Source organism: Pedobacter ghigonis, assembly GCF_903166585.1.
In the GTDB taxonomy this organism is placed as follows: Bacteria; Bacteroidota; Bacteroidia; order Sphingobacteriales; family Sphingobacteriaceae; genus Pedobacter; species Pedobacter ghigonis.
The window spans coordinates 25166-42635 of sequence record NZ_CAESCM010000001.1; the positions used below are offsets into that span (position 1 = coordinate 25166).

The following is a 17470-nucleotide window of genomic DNA, read 5'->3' on the forward strand; positions in this document are numbered from 1 at the left end:
TATAGGTTTCGGAGATATAGGCTCAAAGCGTATAATTATCCATTTTCAGCGGCTGCATGGCCAGATGTTAGTAATATTAAGCTCCCGTTTATCGTTAGGAATGTCTTTGCATGATTTCTTAAAGCTCTCACAAATACTTGAAAAAGAAAAAGGCCGGGAAAATTACTTCCGGCCCTTTTTTAATATTAGTTTAACTCAGCTTATTTAACAGCACCTGGAGTAGTGTAAGCTAAAGTTTGAGCATCAACCTGTGCCCAACCAGAAGCCCAGTTAGTTGTACCAAAAGCACCTCTATAATCTACTTTATCGAAGAATGTACCTGATACTTTTGCATTGGTAAATGCAGCGCCAGTAGCAGCAGCAGAACCTGTTACCAAAGTGAAATCAGCATTTCCGGCAGCACCAGCAGCAGCGAAGTCTGTTCCGTAGATATAAGGGTTTACAAATAATGAACTTGCATATTTGCTGCCATCGAAAGTACTTGTTAATTTTAACAGATCAGTAACCTGACTAACAACACCTGCTGTACTTACGCTGATGTCAGTTTTGCTACCATAAACCAGGTTGTTAGCAAATACCGCAGAACCTGAAATAAAGTTGGTAGAAGTAGAACCAGCAGTTACAACTTTTGTATCATCAACATAAACTCCGATTGGGAAACCTGAGATTACAGAGTTTAAAATACTGATTGATGAGTTACGACGGATTTGAGCACCATGGTAGTAGTTTGCGTTATACGAATCACCAGATTTTTTAATCGGACCTAAAACAGTAACGTTTGAGAAAACAGCTGAAGTTTTAGGGGTTTGGTCAGTACCAGTACCATTGTTATCAGATTCGAAACCGTTTGATTGTGACTGATCGGCAACAGTAGCAACACGTTGCGCCAATGCAAACTGAACACTACCTGAATAACCAAAATCTGTATCGAAATCATCATCCCAGGTACCGATCGCCAATAAGTGTTTTGCATTTACTGTACCACCGAACCACTCGAAAGCATCGTCACCTGAACGGTAAACCTGAATGTAATCTAAAGTAGTTCCAGAACCAACACCACCCATGGTTAAACCATTGATTTCGTTATCAACTGAGTAAGCAATACCACCAAACTCAATACGTACATATTTCAATGTACCAGAGTTATCTGCTGCATCTGATCCACCATAATAAATGTAGGCTTTCTCGTCTTTACCGCTAGGCTGAACTAAACCACCTTCAATTTTAACATCAGTACCCTGGTTAACAGGAGCTTTACCTAATAAGATAATACCACCCCAATCTCCCTGACTACGAGCACCAGCATTTAAAGCAGATGTAAATACAATTGGTTTATCTACTGTACCAGTAGCATTGATTTTAGCGCCACGGGTAATAATTAAAGTACCTTTCGAAGCTTTATCACCTTTGATAATTGTACCTGGCTCGATGGTTAAAGTAGCACCGCCGCTTACAAATACAAAGCCTTTTAATAAATAGATTTTACTTGCAGACCAGGTTGTATTTGCTGAGATCTCTCCAGAAACTTCTACAACGTTTGTATTGTTTGTCGGAGTTTCGGTTGAAGGACCTTCAACGATTACATTCTTTTTACAAGAAGTTGAAAATAAAACTACTGACAAAGCAAGTAGTAAAAATTGGTTTTTCATTTTTTCTTATTTAATATTTTTATTTACAAATAGAGATTTTTAATTTTTCTTGTGGATTAATATCCTGTTAACATATTGTTAAAGACTAGAATGTGTAGTTAAATGATAGTGAAATGTTTCTACCAGTTTTATATGAGTTAAATGTTTCATCACCTCCATTACCTACACTACCGTTGTATTTTTTATCTCCGTTATAATCGAAATAGACTGTATTTCTTTGGTTCAAAATATCACCAACGTTTAGTTTAATCTCACCTTTTGATTTCATTACTTTATAGCTGGCCTGGAAATCAATCACATCTCTTGGATTTTCCCAGGTACTTGGGAAACGGATACCACCCGCCTGAACAATTCTTCTACCGATTTTATTGTAAAGGATATTGAAGTTTAACTTGTTATCCAAAGCACTGTGTTGCAAACCTGCATTAATAAGGTACGGCGACTGACCTACCATCGGACGGGTTTTATCAATATAATCCTGATCTGTTGGGTTGGTTACCTGAGATTTAATCAATGAAAGATTGAAATAAGCTGTAGTGTTCTTGAAGAAACCTTCATCACTTATAAAGTTTAAATTCTTTCTTCCTTCAAATTCTAAACCATACACATAAGCTTTAGGTGTATTAAAGAAAGCTACATCAACTGTTGATAATACATCGTATCTGTATGTTTCAATCGCGTTAGTGAAATGTTTATAGAATGCTGAAACTGAAAACAGCTGACCTGCTTCCGGATAAATTTCATAACGTAAATCGAAATTATCGATTATCGATCTTTTCAGATTCGGGTTACCAATGATATTACTTAATTGTTCGTAGTCATAATATGAGTTTAATGATAGCTCTCTAAACTCTGGTCTTGCTAATGTACGGTAGTATGAGGCGCGCAAATTAGCTTTTTTGGTTAAACCATAAGTTAAGTTTACCGAAGGAAGAACGTCTAGCTGCGTATCATCAACATAAGTCCCCAGCTTATTCATTAATTTAACGTTATAATTTTCTACCCTTGCACCATATACAGCCCTAAAGCTTTCTCCGAATTTTTGATCCAGCATCAAATAACCGTAGTTTGTAAATGAATTGGCATCGTAGTCATCTAACGGACCGCCAACTTCTGCCAGTTTATATACTCCCGATTCGATTAGTGATGGCGCATATATTTCAGTAATAGGTAAAGCTCTGATCTTAGTCTGTAAATCGATATCGTTAGTTTCCAATTGTGCACCGATGAAACGTGCGTTGAAAGTTCTTTCGCGATATTGTGAACCTAAACCAACTTTCATTGTGGTTGAAGCATCGAATAACTTAAATGGCGTGCTGTAATTAACATCACCGGCATATAGGTTCTCATTCAAATCAGAAAACAAGCGTGTATTTTCTTTTCCCAAAGAGGTAATATTAGCCTGATAAAGAACAGAAGGATCGTTTTGAGCAGATAGCGCTTTCTGATAATTAATTTTTAACTGATTAGGTTGATTGTTAGTGATGTTACTATATGATGCAGTCCATTTTAACTTGTTATTACCTTCTCCAATCTGATGGTCACCTTCAAAGGTTGCTTTGTAAAGTGATTTTTGCATAATGTCATATGCGTAAAACTGATTCAGGGTGTTGCCATCTCTAACTCCGGTACGAACTGTATAAGTATCATCGTAATTTTTGTTGTAGATGTTTTTGAAGCTTATTTTGTTCTTGCCAAAGCTGTACGCGAAATTCGCCAACGCGCCTAAGCTACTCGAGAATTTATATTGGTTATCGTTATAATTATAGATATAAAAATTACGTTCCATATTCCCATTAATGGTCTGCGAATTTCTGTAGGTAGCAGATATGGTTGCACCAAAGCTATTTCCACTTTCAAAATGTTTTACCCGACCTAAATTAAACTGGTAATTTTGTGTTGGTAAAGCACTGGTAGTTTTAATTGAATTATCAATTGGGAATGATTTTAAAGCTGCTATGTTTTTAGCACTTGATAATGTTCCATTTGCGATTGCCTCACGGCTTGGAAAGTTTTCTGCAAGTTGTTTCGAACCATCCTCATAACCTAAATAGGCTAAAGCATTTTTCTTGGTTCCAAGGAAATCTCTAAAGGTTGACTGGCTGTTATATCCATAACCAACTCCTAATGAAAGAAAATTCTGGTCAGGAATATCTTTAGTTGAAATTTGCACCGCACCACCTGCAAAGTCAGCAGGCAAATCAGGAGTAGCTGTTTTGCTGATGGTAATTTTATCTACCAGGTTAGAAGGAACAATATCAAATGAGAAAGCTTTTCTGTTGGCTTCAGTACTTGGTAGTGTAGAACCATCTAAAGTAGCTGTATTATAACGATCACTTAAACCACGAACAACCACAAACTTGTTATCCTGAATAGTAGCGCCGCTGATCCTTTTTAAAACATCAGAGGTATTTTTATCCGGTGATTTTTTAATCTGATCGCTTGAAATACCATCAGAAATTAAAGCACTGTTTTTTTGCTGTGCATATAAAGAATTAACAGATTCCTGTTTAAAGCTTGCTTTTACTACAACCTCCTGCAGGTTTTGACCTCCTGCCTCGCTTAGCACAATATTTAAACTGGTAACCGATGGTGCTTTTACCTCTACATCAGATACTTCTTTAGTTTGGTATCCTACATAAGAGAATTCAAGAGTATGCTTGCCATTGGCCATGGCCTGAAGGGTGTACTTACCATCTACATCTGTAGAAACACCTTTGGTAGTACCTTTAATTTTAACAGTTACACCAATTAGTGTTTCACCTGTTTTTTTATCTGATACAACACCCGAAATTTTGCCTGTTTGTGCATAAGCTGTTATGCCAAGAAATAAAACCAGCACAGTTAGTGCTGTTCTTCTAAAAATTGTGATTAAGTCCAATTTGCCTGTATTTAATTTTAGGCAAAGCTATTACCACAATGTTAGCTATATGTTAGATGTTAATTAAGCTTAGTTTATTTAAAAGTTAATTTAATGTTAACCACGCCAGGTTTAGTACTTAATCCCCGTTTTCTTGCAAATGAAGTGCAATAACCAGATCGGACCGATTAACAGGAACTTAACGTCGTCCAGAAACGATGGTTTTTTCCCTTCGATTTTATGACCGATAAACTGCCCTATCCAGGCAGCCACAAATATAGCGGCATAAATACCATAAGCAGTTCCACTACCCAGGCCAACGGCGTGCTCTATTTTAACAATGATATAACTCATAAGTCCCACAACCCAGATCATTAAGAAGAACAGTACGGGTGAAAGGGTATAATAATAGTATAAACTAAAGGCCAGTAAAAAAGAAGCCCAGTTAAAATAACCATTGTAACTACCTAAAAAGCCAATATGTGGAAAAGGAATCTGCCATACCAGTCCCAGTAAGCTGAATACAATTAAGGGTACGCAAATCCAGTGCACCGTTTTATTGGTTGGATTTTGATGACTCTCTGCGTATTTATCGAAAAGTACATCAACCGGACGTTTGGCTTCTAATTGTATCGTTTGCTTGCTCATTATGTAAAAATAAAAAAAAGCGATGGAATATCCATCGCTTTATATAAGAGACGTTATAGGTTTTTAAAACTTATAACGTCTTAAAAGTATTACTTAGCAAAAGCTACTGAACGGGTTTCCCTGATTACAGTAACTTTAATCTGCCCCGGATAGGTCATTTCGGTTTGGATACGTGTAGAAATATCTGCTGCCAGTAATTCGGCCTGTGCATCGGTAATGCGCTCGCTTTCTACAATTACACGTAGCTCTCTACCCGCCTGGATCGCGAAAGTTTTTTCAACACCAGGGTAAGATAAAGCCAGTTCTTCTAAATCCTTCAAACGCTTAATATAGCTTTCTACCACTTCTCTACGTGCACCAGGGCGCGCGCCAGAAATCGCATCACAAGCCTGAATAATCGGCGAGATCATTGAAGTCATCTCAATTTCGTCGTGGTGAGCACCAATGGCATTGCAAATTTCAGGGTGTTCTTTATATTTTTCTGCCAGTTGCATACCTAAAATTGCGTGTGGCAATTCCGGGTTATCATCAGGCACTTTACCAATATCGTGTAATAAACCTGCACGTTTAGCCATTTTTGCATTTAAGCCCAACTCAGCCGCCATGGTAGCACAGAAATTAGCCACCTCACGCGAGTGGTGTAACAAGTTCTGACCGTAAGAAGAACGGTAACGCATACGGCCAACCATTCTGATTAGCTCAGGGTGTAACCCGTGAATACCTAAATCGATTACTGTACGTTCACCAATCTCCACAATCTCATCTTCGATTTGCTTCTTGGTTTTGGCTACAATTTCTTCAATACGTGCCGGGTGAATACGACCATCGGTTACCAAACGGTGTAAGGCCAAACGGGCAATCTCCCTTCTTACCGGATCGAAACCAGATAATATAATGGCTTCAGGAGTATCATCAACAATAATCTCGATACCGGTAGCCGCTTCTAAAGCACGGATATTCCTACCTTCCCTACCAATTACACGACCTTTAATTTCATCACTTTCGATGTGGAAAATGGAAACCGAGTTTTCGATTGCAGCTTCAGTAGCTGTACGCTGAATGGTTTGGATTACTACCTTTTTAGCTTCTTTACTGGCTGTTAATTTGGCTTCGTCCACAATATCTTTTACCTGCATCATGGCCTGTGTACGGGCCTCTTGTTTCAGGTTTTCTACCAATTGTTCTTTAGCTTCTTCTGCCGAAAGACCCGCAATAGTTTCTAATTGTTTAAGGTGCTGGTTTTTTAAAACTTCAACTTCTTCCTGTTTTTTAACAGCAAGATCGGTTTGTTTTTCCAGGTTACTTTTTTGCCTGTCGAGCTCCTGCTCTTTCTTATTGAAGTTTTCCATACGCTGGTTCACCGATTGCTCTTTTTGCTTCATGGTGTTTTCGCGCTGGTTAATGGTATTGTTTTTAGCGTTTACTTCCTGCTCGTGCTCTGCTTTCAACTGTAAAAATTTCTCTTTGGCTTCGAGTAATTTGTTCTTTTTTAAAATTTCAGCATTGTTTTCTGCATCTTTTAAAATCTTCTTCACCTTGTTCTGTGCAGCCACTTCCTGCTGTTTCAGTAAGTTACGCAGGAGGAATCTTCCAACCACTACTCCGATAGCGATACCTGCAATTACGGCAAACACGTATCCTAATATTTCAACTATTTCCATTTTGTTTTTTAAGTAAAAAAAAAACCGCAACTAATTTTTAAAGTCTCATACATTTTAAACCTCAACTAAGCATAATTAGGGTTTAAGCCATTTTCAGGTGCAAAGCAAATGAAATACGCCCTCTTAACCCTATAGATATTGAAGTGTTAAGTTTTATAAAATTTGAAACTCAAAAACTAGCTGCGGCTATATTTTTGTGCTAATATGTGATTTGTCAGGTAATTGGATGAAGCATGGCGCTAAGCGCTTAGCGCTGCTATAGTACTATCCTTCAGCCGGATGACAAAATATAAAGAACGAACCTTATTTTGAAAAGAAATTATTGAGTAAAACATCCAATTCTTCAACTTTATCGGCAACAGCAGTATCCTGGTTTTGTACTTTGTTTTCCGTTCTTAATACGGCTGTTGCATAATGCAGCACTGCCATAGAAAGAAGATCCTGCTTATCTCTAACCGCATAATTATCCTGATAATCTTTTATGCGCTCATTGATCATTTTTGCCGCCCGTCTCACAATTTCTTCCTCTTCCATATTTACCTTTAACGGATAAATACGGTCGGAAATGGTTATTTTAATCGAGATTTCTCCCATTTGTTTAGCTTAGTTTCTGATTTCCCCGCACCATTTATTTTTTCAATAATGCGATACTTTTATCAATCTCCCGCACAAAATCGTTAATTTTTTGTTTTATATCAAGCGATTTTTCGCTGGTTCCTTCTATACTCTTAGCCAATTTTGTAACCCTTAATTTCTCTTCAAGTTCTACATTTTTGCCTTTCGAAGTATCGAATGCAACTTTTAACGATTGATTTTCAAGCTTTAATAAATCATTTTCTTCCTGTAGCGCATTACATAACTCAATTACGCGAGCCGTTTTTTGTAATACCTTATCTAATTGATCTGCAACAGAAGTCATGAATTTATTTCTAAAAATACGAATTTATATTTTATTTCCTAATTTCTGCGCCAGCTTGTGCAGTTAAATTCGCGATTAACTTCTGCATGGTATTTTCAATCTGCTTATCGGTTAAGGTTTGCTCTTCATCCTGCAGGATAAAGTTCAGCGCGTAAGATTTTTTACCATTTGGCAATTTATCGCCTACATACACATCAAAAACACCTACTTCCTTAATCAGCTTCTTATCGGTCTTAAATGCAATTCCTTTCAAGGTATCGAAAGTAACCTGCTGATCGATCAACAAGGAAAGATCGCGGCGTACCTGCGGGTACTTTGCAACATCTTTGTGAACAATTTTATTCTTCTTAACGATATCCAGTAAAACTGCCCAATCGAAATCAGCATAGAAAACCTCAGCATTTACATCGGCCACTTTACGGTCGGCTTTTGAAGCCGCTCCAAAGCTCACCAGGGTTTTATCGCCACGGAAATACTTAATGCCATAGGCAAAATCTTCATTGGTTAATGCATCACTTTGGTAAGTCGAGATCCCCAAACGGGCTATAATGGCATCAACAGCCGATTTTAAGTTATAAAACGTAGCCGGTTTTGAATTCTGGTTCCACTGCTCGCCTTGTTTCGCACCCGAAATCAACAACAACAAGCGCGGACGCTCTACGTATTGTTCGTTAATTAAATGGTAAGTTTTACCGAATTCGTAAAACTTAACGTCAGCATTTTTACGGTTCTGGTTGTAAGCTACGCTTTCTAAGGCCGGCATCAATAAGTTCTGGCGCATTACATTTAAATCGCTGCTCAGCGGATTTAAAATAAATACAGCCTCATCAATATTTTTAGAGTAAGCCGATTTGGTTAACGAATTACACATAATCTCCGCATAACCGTTCGAAGTAAGCATATCGGCAATTACGTTATGGGTATTCTCTTTTTCTGGTTTGATGCTATAAGACAGGGAAGCGTTTACCTTGGTCGGAATTTCGATATTGTTGTAACCGTAAATGCGCAGCACCTCCTCGGTAATATCGCATTCGCGTGTAACATCTACTTTAAACGAAGGCACCCTTAACGCCAGGGTATCATCGGAAGTACTGGTAGCCGAAATGCCCAGGGCAGTAATAATGTGCTTAATTTCTGCCGAAGGAATATTTGCCCCAATCAGTTTATTGATATTGGTATAACTTACCTCGAACTCGAACGGACGGATATGTTTTGGATAAATATCAGAAATCGATGAAGAAATTTCGCCCCCTGCCAGTTCTTTAATCAATAATGCAGCATATTTTAAAGCGGTAACAGTAATTTCCGGATCGGTACCACGCTCAAAACGGAAAGATGCATCGGTTTTTAAACCGTGTCTTTTCGAAGTTTTACGCACAGAAACCGAATTAAAATAAGCACTTTCTAAAAAGATATTTTTGGTTTCGGTATCTACACCTGAAGTTTTACCGCCAAAAACACCTGCAATACACATTGGCGCTTCAGCATTGCAGATCATTAAATCATCTGCACTTAATTTACGCTCAACATCATCAAGCGTTACGAACGGCGTACCTTCGGCCACTTTTTTAACAATAACTTTTCCGCCGGTAATTTTATCGGCATCGAAAGCGTGTAGTGGCTGGCCTAAACCATGCAGCACATAATTGGTAATATCTACCACATTGTTAATCGGACGAAGGCCAATTACTTTTAGTTTATCTTTTAACCACTCAGGCGATTCGGTTACCGTTACCCCTGAAATGGTAACGCTGCTATAACGCGGACAGGCTTCTAAATCTTCAACTTCAACCGGAATAACCAGGTTTTCATTATCTGTTTTAAAAGCAGTAAGGTCAGGAATTTCGTATTCGCTTCTGAAATAAGCAGCCAAATCTCTGGCTACACCTAAATGCGAAGCTGCATCGGCACGGTTTGGCGTTAAACCAATTTCGAAAAGATAATCATCTTCCATGTTAAAATGATCTTTCGCCAGAATACCGACTTCTGTATCGTTGGCCAGGATCATAATCCCATCGTGCGATTTGCCTAAACCAATCTCATCCTCAGCACAAATCATTCCCTGCGAAAGTTCGCCCCTGATTTTTGATTCTTTGATTTTAAATGGTTCGCCCTCTAGCGGATAAACAGTTGTACCCACAGTAGCCACAACCACTTTTTGTCCGGCGGCCACATTTGGCGCACCACAAACAATCTGCAGGTTTTCGCTGCCACCAACATTTACAGTGGTAACCCTTAAGCGGTCTGCATTGGGATGCTGCACACAGGTTAATACTTCGCCGATAACCAAACCCGCCAGGCCACCTGCTACAGGCTGCACTTTTTCTACACTTTCTACTTCCAAACCTACGTTGGTGAGGATTAAAGAAAGTTCCTGTGGTGTTTTATCTATCTGTACAAATTGTTTTAACCAGTTATATGATATTTTCATTTTTATATTATCGGGTAGTGAGCACTAAGTAGCAAGACAAACCTTGATCGGCACTCTAATTTCATAAAATGCAAAGATATTATTTAAAGGCTAAAGCCGAAAGGCAAACGGGAATAAATGATGGAAAATGGAAGCCTGATGACTGCATCGCATTTATACTTGCGAAGTCATTCAAAATCACATCTCCTTGTTTGACTTTACGACCCAACTTTAAAACCAAAGTCTCGCAAAAACAGGCAGGTGATCAGAGTAATACCTTTTATCTTTACTATCTGATAATACGGCAAACTTCTGCACTTTAAATCCTTTGTTTACAAAAATGTAATCGATACGATCTTTTAAATCACTATCAAAATGAAAGGCATTAAAGGTGCCTGATGGCCCGTAAGGTTTTTCAACCGAAACCTCTTTGGCATCAATCAGGAAAGATTTTATGGTAGCAATCGCTTCAGTTTCTGGTGTTACGTTTAAATCGCCCGTGAAAACAACAGGTAAAGTTGGGGCAATTTGTTGTATTTTTTGTTTCAACAATTTAGCCGATTCAATTCTGGCTTTAACACCAATGTGATCGTAGTGGGTATTAAAAACCAGAAATTCTTTCTTATTCTGCTTGTCGTATAATCTCACCCAGCTGCACACGCGGTTAAGCGCGGCATCCCAGCCTTTCGATGGTACATCTGGTGTTTCCGATAACCAGAAAGTTCCGCCATCTTTTTTAGTAAATCGGTCTTTATCGTAATAAACAGCCGAAAACTCGCCTTTTCTTTTACCATCATCACGACCAACGCCAACTACATCAAAATTTGAATCTTCTAATAAGGCATCAAACTGCTCTGGCAAGGCTTCCTGAACGCAAAGAATATCTGCATCATGAAATTTTACCAGCGCTTTAACATTCTCTTTCCGGTTAGGCCAGGCATTTACACCATCAGACGCTACATTTAAACGGATATTATAAGTAATAATATTAATAGGTGTGCCCTTTTTCTGAGCAAATGCTGCCACAGTTAAGAGCATGGCAATGGGAAGAATTAATGGTTTTTTCATTTGTTTACAATTGTGCTTAATCCACCATAATCGGTGTTGCCTAAATTTAATAAGCTGCGATGATAACAATTTAACATTAATTCTACTTTAACCCCTTAATATATTTTTAAATTAAATCTTCATCCTTATAGCTATAGTATTTATTACGGGCAAAAATGAGGTGATCGACTACAAAAAGGCCAAGCAAATTGCCCGATGCAACTAAATCACGGGTAAGTTTATCGTCGCTGTCACTGGGCTTTAAATTACCCGAAGGGTGATTATGGGCAAGTACAATATTTGCCGCATTGTTTTCCAGGGCAATTTTAAAAATGATTTTCGGATCGGCGATTGTTCCGGCCTGCCCGCCTTTGCTCACCTGAAACTTACCAATGAGGTGATTTGACCTGTTTAACAGCAAAATCCAGAACTCTTCATAGTGAAGGCCTTCGAAAGTTTGATACAGGTAGTTATAAGCCTGATTAGAAGTGGTAATTTGGGTAATCTGTTCATCATCGGTTTCCTTTCGCCTCAGTCCCAATTCCAGAGCGGCGATAACGGTTAGCGCCTTGGCTTCACCAATCCCTTTAAACATTGATAGCTCCTGAATGGAGGCCTTGCCCAGGCGCGTTAAGTTGTTATCGTAAAAAGATAAAATCCGTTTGCTCAGGTCAAGAGCTGTTTCGTTTTTGCTACCCGAGCCAATTAAAATAGCGATCAGTTCGGCATCGGTTAAATACCGCCTGCCATGCAATAAAAGCTTTTCGCGTGGCCTATCGGCCTCCGCCCATAATTTTATACCTAATTTCTGTTTGTTGTTTTCCATTTTTTTCGACAAAAAAAAGGCATCCCAACTTTTGGTTGGGATGCCTTTCACTAATATCGTAATAAATTGAATTAATTTACCTTATTATCCGAAAAAACCTCAGCAAGTTTTTTCTCCAGATTTTCACCCCTTAGTCCCCTTGCTAAAACTTTCCCATCCCTATCAATCAGAATATTATCAGGAACGGATCGAATATTAAACATTTTTGCAACCACATTGTTCCAGCCATTCAAATCTGAAACATGTAACCAGCTTAATTTATCATCTTTTATCGCTTTTAACCAGCGCTCTTTTTTATCATCAAGCGATATGCCAAGCACTTCAAATCCTTTATCCCGAAATTGCTGATATGCTTTTACAACAACTGGATTTTCGTGTCTACACGGAATACACCAAGATGCCCAAAAGTCTATCAAAACATATTTACCGCGTAATGATTGGATTGAAATCATTTCACCTTTTATATTGTTTTGAGCAAAATCAGGAATCTTTTCACCTATCGTTATTGGTACTTGCTTAATTGTAGAACCAAGAATATTCCTACCTGACTCTGTGCGTTGAATTTCAGGACTCAATTTCTGATAAATTTCTCTTACTTGTTCCTTACTAAAGCTTCTTGTATTCCTTTCCAAAATAACCGCTGAGGCTATAGTATTGGGTTCTGATGATAAAAAATTCAAAGTTATTTTTCGAATTTCGATATTCCTCAACTCAGCATCCTGAATCCCCTTAATACTTTCGGCTATTAACTTCGAAACAGAATCTATTAATTTATCAGTTTTACTCTGCTTATCCAGTTTCGCATTAACTTGCAAGATTTTTCGCTCTCCTTTACTCGTATATACAATTTTCGTCAATGTATCAACCGCAAGAGAAACATTTCCTCCTTCAATATAAAAAGGCGTGAAAACTTGTTCTGATTTACTTTCTATGTTGACAAAACTATATTCTGGGACACCAACCTTACCTTTAAAAGTAAATTTACCATCATTTGAATAAACAGAATCTATCTCCGTACCATGACGTAAATAAACTTTCCCTTGATACTTTGAATTAAATAAGCCAGTTACTGTAAAAGGCTTTTGAGCAAAAGGCTTTAACATAAACAAAGAGAGTAATAGAATTAGGAGCGAGCGTTTCATATTTAAAAATTTAGTCACAAAAAAAACGGCATTGAATTGCTTCAATACCGTTCTAATATCGTAAAAAAACTGGCTTATTTTAAACCGTTAACGAATTTCGTTAATTTTGATTTGTTGTTAGCAGCTTTATTTTTGTGGATAATGTTCTTTTTAGCTAAACGATCTAACATAGAGATTACTTTAGGCAATAAATCAGATGCAGATTTTTTGTCTTCTGCAGCACGTAGTCTTTTAATGAAAGTACGTGTAGTTTTTGCCTGATATCTGTTACGTAAACGTTTTGTTGCGTTTGCTCTAATTCTTTTTAATGAAGATTTATGATTTGCCATTTCTATTTAGCCTTTTATTTTTCTTAATCGTTTCCTATAATTCGGGTTGCAAATATAGAATTAATGTTTTAAAAATACAAAACACTTTTAACTTTTTTATTCACTAAAATTTAACCTGCTTGCCGCGCTGCAAAAATACACTAAATTTATTCATTAATAATACTTTAACCGGTAACAATAAAAATTAATTTGAATTAAGAAAACAGCCCTAAAAATACTATTTTTGGGCAAAACCCTTTTTGAGTGAAAAAACGAATAGCCATCTTTGCATCAGGTTCTGGTTCTAATGCCCAAAAACTGATGGAGCATTTCAAGCGGAGTAATGAGATAGAAATTTCTTTGGTGCTAACCAATAATGCTGAAGCCTATGTATTACAAAGAGCCGATAATTTTGAAATCCCTACCCACATTTTTGACAAAAATGAGTTTTATAAAACCGACGAGGTAATAGAACTGCTAAAGAATCTGGAAATCGACTTCATTGTTCTTGCAGGTTTCCTTTGGCTAATCCCTAAAAGCTTAATCCACGCCTACCCCGGCCGCATTGTTAACATACACCCTGCTATTTTACCTAAATTTGGTGGCAAAGGCATGTATGGCGATCATGTACACAATGCGGTAATTGCTGCAGGCGAACCTGAGGGTGGTATTACCATTCATTATGTTAATGAAAATTACGATGAAGGTGAATACATTTACCAGGCCCGATACAAAATTGACAAAAACGACAGCCTGGAGATGGTTAAATTTAAAGGTCAGCAACTGGAACACCAGCACTACCCGCGCATTGTTGAAAGCATTGTAAAGAAAATAAGCAAATAACCAGTACAGTTATATTTTACAAATAGCCCGACTACAACCGGGCTATTTTTTTTTATGCCTTATATATAATGTATCGTTTATTAAGGTATTCGCATATAAAGCACATCGCCATCGTGGATCTGCCGGTTTCAAATTCAATCCAGATGCTAAAACAGGTTGCGCATCCTCCCTTGCAATCTCCGAAACAACAGGCAGTTTAACCATTTATAACTAGCTCATTAGCATGATTTGGTGGGGCAAAATATCCTTTTTATTTTTTTAATTCAAAGGATGATTTTTTACGAATAAAACATAATAAAAAAACAATCCTGTTTTACTACCTTTGCGGCTCAAAATTTACAGTAAAATGAGTCAGCCAATTAAGATTAAAAACGCTTTAATTTCAGTATATTATAAAGATGGTTTAGAACCATTGGTAAAATTGTTAGCCGCACAGGGAGTACAGTTATTTTCTACCGGCGGTACAGAACAATTTATCAAAGATCTAAACCTTCCGGTTACGGCGGTTGAGGATTTAACGGGTTATCCTTCTATTCTAGGCGGACGTGTTAAAACTTTGCACCCAAAAGTATTCGGCGGTATTTTAAACCGCAGGGCTTTAACTGGCGACCAGGAGCAAATTGCTGAATATGAGATCCCGGAAATTGATCTGGTAATTGTTGATTTATACCCATTCGAAGAAACCGTAAAAGCAGGCGGAACACCAGAAGAGATCATCGAGAAAATCGATATCGGTGGTATTTCTTTAATCCGTGCAGCTGCTAAAAACTTCAACGATGTTGTAATCATTGCATCGAAAAACGACTACCCTACTTTACAGGCACAATTAGAAGCACAAAATGGAGAAACTACTTTGGCACAACGTAAATCGTTTGCGAAAACAGCGTTCCATACTTCTTCTCACTACGATACTGCAATTTTTAATTACTTTAACCAGGAAGAGCCGCTTGATGTTTTTAAACAAAGCGTTACCGAAGCTAAAACCCTGCGTTATGGCGAGAACCCTCACCAGGGTGCTGTATTTTATGGCGATTTAGATGCCATGTTTACCAAACTAAACGGCAAAGAACTTTCTTACAACAATTTGGTTGATGTGGATGCTGCCGTTGCTTTAATTGATGAATTCGAAGATCCTACTTTTGCGATCTTAAAACATACCAACGCTTGCGGTATTGCTTCGCGCCCAACTGCAAAACAAGCATGGATTGATGCATTGGCTTGCGATCCGGTTTCTGCTTTCGGTGGTGTTTTAATTACCAATGTAGAAGTTGATTTGGCTACAGCTGAAGAAATTAACAACCTGTTTTTTGAAGTATTAATTGCACCTGCTTACCAGCCTGAGGCGGTTGAGTTGTTCAGCAAAAAGAAAAACCGCGTAATTTTAAAGCGCAACGAAGTTGAGTTGAGCAAAAAACAATTTAAAACCTTATTAAACGGTGTAATTGAGCAAGATAAAGATTTAATTATCGAAGGTCCGGAGCAAATGACAACCGTTACCGATAAAGCACCAACTGCGCAGGAATTAAAAGATTTATATTTCGCCAATAAAATTGTTAAACACACAAAATCGAATACCATTGTTTTGGTTAAAGATGATGTACTTATTGCAAGCGGTGTTGGCCAGACTTCACGCGTGGATGCATTAAGACAAGCAATCGAAAAAGCTGCTTCATTCGGTTTCAGCGTTAAAGGTTCAGCAATGGCTTCTGATGCCTTCTTCCCTTTCCCTGACTGTGTTGAAATTGCTGCCGATGCCGGAATTACTGCTGTTTTACAACCAGGCGGATCGATTAAAGATGCTGATTCTGTTGCAAAAGCTAACGAAAAAGGCATTGCCATGGTTACCACTGGCGTAAGACACTTTAAACACTAATTTTAAGATAAAGCAGAAAGATTAAAGCCAAAAGCCCAATTGTAATGGCTTTAGCCTTTCTGCTTTCGCCTTTTAACTTTTTCTCAAAATTTAATTGCCTAAAAAACAATTTAATGGTTAAAGAAAATAGAAGTTAAAACAATAAAAAAGCTATTTTTACATTAGGAATAGTATACATTTATTAAAATTAAAGAAACATACCTCATACATGGGATTATTTAACTGGTTTACGCAAGAAGTTGCCATTGATTTGGGCACTGCGAATACCCTAATTATACATAACGACAAAGTGGTGGTGGATGAGCCATCAATTGTTGCTTTTGACCGCACTACAAACAAAGTTATTGCTATTGGTCGCCAGGCCATGCAAATGGAGGGTAAAACCCACGATAATATTAAAACCGTTCGTCCGCTAAAAGATGGTGTAATTGCCGATTTCAACGCTGCAGAAGCGATGATTAAAGGCATGATCCGCATGCTTAATGGTGGTAAAGGCTGGATGTTCCCATCGTTACGTATGGTAATCTGTATCCCATCGGGTATTACAGAGGTAGAAAAACGTGCGGTACGCGACTCGGCCGAGATTGCAGGTGCTAAAGAAGTTTATTTAATACACGAACCAATGGCTGCTGCTGTAGGTATTGGTATTGATGTGGAAGAACCAATGGGTAATATGATTATCGATATCGGTGGTGGTACTACTGAAATTGCGGTAATTGCGTTATCAGGTATCGTTTGCGACCAGTCTATCCGCGTTGCAGGAGATAACTTTGACTCTGACATTGTAAACTACATCCGTCGCCAGCACAACATTATGATTGGTGACCGTACTGCTGAAAAGATTAAAATTGAAGTAGGTGCTGCTTTACCTGAGCTACAGGATGCCCCTTCTGATTTTGCTGTTCAGGGACGTGATTTAATGACTGGTGTACCTAAACAGATTACGGTTTCTTACACCGAAATTGCACACTGTCTGGACAAATCAATCTCTAAAATTGAAGAAGCGATTTTAAAAGCATTAGAGATTACCCCACCAGAACTTTCTGCCGATATTTACCAAACCGGTATTTATTTAACAGGTGGTGGAGCGTTATTAAGAGGATTAGACAAACGTGTGGCTGCTAAAACAAAATTACCTGTTCACGTAGCCGAAGATCCACTTCGTGCAGTAGTTCGCGGAACTGGCATCGCCCTTAAAAATATTGGCGGATATAAATTCTTAATGCAATAAAACACGGAAAATGGATGATGTATAATGGACGATGTAACAATTCCATTATACAT

At 38.0% G+C, this 17470-nt stretch carries 14 protein-coding genes; 3 read left to right on the plus strand and 11 right to left on the minus strand.

Going from position 1 to position 17470, the window contains the following annotated elements; genetic code table 11:
• Positions 1–200: 200 nt before the first annotated feature.
• From HWV58_RS00155 to rpsT, 11 genes are all read right to left on the minus strand, one after another.
• Entirely contained in the window at positions 201–1649 is a 1449-nt protein-coding gene (locus HWV58_RS00155; protein ID WP_175632128.1) for a hypothetical protein, read from the minus strand.
• Between the two features lie 85 nt (positions 1650–1734).
• Complete coding sequence (locus HWV58_RS00160) at positions 1735–4530, minus strand: TonB-dependent receptor (RefSeq protein ID WP_235972599.1); 2796 nt, start codon at positions 4528–4530, stop codon at positions 1735–1737.
• A gap of 111 nt (positions 4531–4641) precedes the next feature.
• The gene (locus HWV58_RS00165; protein ID WP_175632129.1) at positions 4642–5157 is read right to left on the minus strand and encodes an Mpo1 family 2-hydroxy fatty acid dioxygenase; all 516 of its coding nucleotides are present in this window, start codon (positions 5155–5157) and stop codon (positions 4642–4644) included.
• An 89-nt stretch (positions 5158–5246) separates the two neighbouring features.
• Positions 5247–6818, minus strand: a complete 1572-nt coding sequence (gene rny, locus HWV58_RS00170) for a ribonuclease Y (protein ID WP_175632130.1) — start codon at positions 6816–6818, stop codon at positions 5247–5249.
• Between the two features lie 303 nt (positions 6819–7121).
• Complete coding sequence (locus HWV58_RS00175; protein WP_025143281.1) at positions 7122–7412, minus strand: cell division protein ZapA; 291 nt, start codon at positions 7410–7412, stop codon at positions 7122–7124.
• Between the two features lie 34 nt (positions 7413–7446).
• Positions 7447–7737 (minus strand): hypothetical protein, encoded by a 291-nt coding sequence (locus tag HWV58_RS00180; RefSeq protein WP_175632131.1) that lies wholly within the window; start codon positions 7735–7737, stop codon positions 7447–7449.
• A gap of 31 nt (positions 7738–7768) precedes the next feature.
• Positions 7769–10168, minus strand: a complete 2400-nt coding sequence (gene pheT, locus HWV58_RS00185) for a phenylalanine--tRNA ligase subunit beta (RefSeq protein WP_175632132.1) — start codon at positions 10166–10168, stop codon at positions 7769–7771.
• 210 nt (positions 10169–10378) lie between these two features.
• Positions 10379–11215: an endonuclease/exonuclease/phosphatase family protein gene (locus tag HWV58_RS00190; RefSeq protein ID WP_175632133.1), complete on the minus strand. Its 837-nt coding sequence runs from the start codon at positions 11213–11215 to the stop codon at positions 10379–10381.
• A gap of 106 nt (positions 11216–11321) precedes the next feature.
• Complete coding sequence (gene radC, locus HWV58_RS00195; protein ID WP_175632134.1) at positions 11322–12020, minus strand: RadC family protein; 699 nt, start codon at positions 12018–12020, stop codon at positions 11322–11324.
• 71 nt (positions 12021–12091) lie between these two features.
• Positions 12092–13162 carry a TlpA disulfide reductase family protein gene (locus HWV58_RS00200; protein ID WP_175632135.1) on the minus strand — a complete coding sequence of 357 codons (1071 nt, stop codon included), beginning with the start codon at positions 13160–13162 and terminating at the stop codon, positions 12092–12094.
• A gap of 74 nt (positions 13163–13236) precedes the next feature.
• Positions 13237–13491 (minus strand): 30S ribosomal protein S20, encoded by a 255-nt coding sequence (rpsT, locus tag HWV58_RS00205; RefSeq protein WP_029277289.1) that lies wholly within the window; start codon positions 13489–13491, stop codon positions 13237–13239.
• Between the two features lie 243 nt (positions 13492–13734).
• Between rpsT and purN the strand changes: the two genes are divergently transcribed.
• The 3 genes from purN to HWV58_RS00220 all read left to right on the plus strand — a co-directional run bounded on the left by purN (position 13735) and on the right by HWV58_RS00220 (position 17417).
• Entirely contained in the window at positions 13735–14313 is a 579-nt protein-coding gene (gene purN, locus HWV58_RS00210; RefSeq protein ID WP_039478268.1) for a phosphoribosylglycinamide formyltransferase, read from the plus strand.
• A gap of 346 nt (positions 14314–14659) precedes the next feature.
• Positions 14660–16186, plus strand: coding sequence for a bifunctional phosphoribosylaminoimidazolecarboxamide formyltransferase/IMP cyclohydrolase (purH, locus tag HWV58_RS00215; RefSeq protein ID WP_175632136.1), 1527 nt, complete (start codon positions 14660–14662; stop codon positions 16184–16186).
• Between the two features lie 208 nt (positions 16187–16394).
• Positions 16395–17417, plus strand: a complete 1023-nt coding sequence (locus tag HWV58_RS00220; protein WP_039478263.1) for a rod shape-determining protein — start codon at positions 16395–16397, stop codon at positions 17415–17417.
• Positions 17418–17470: the final 53 nt, after the last annotated feature.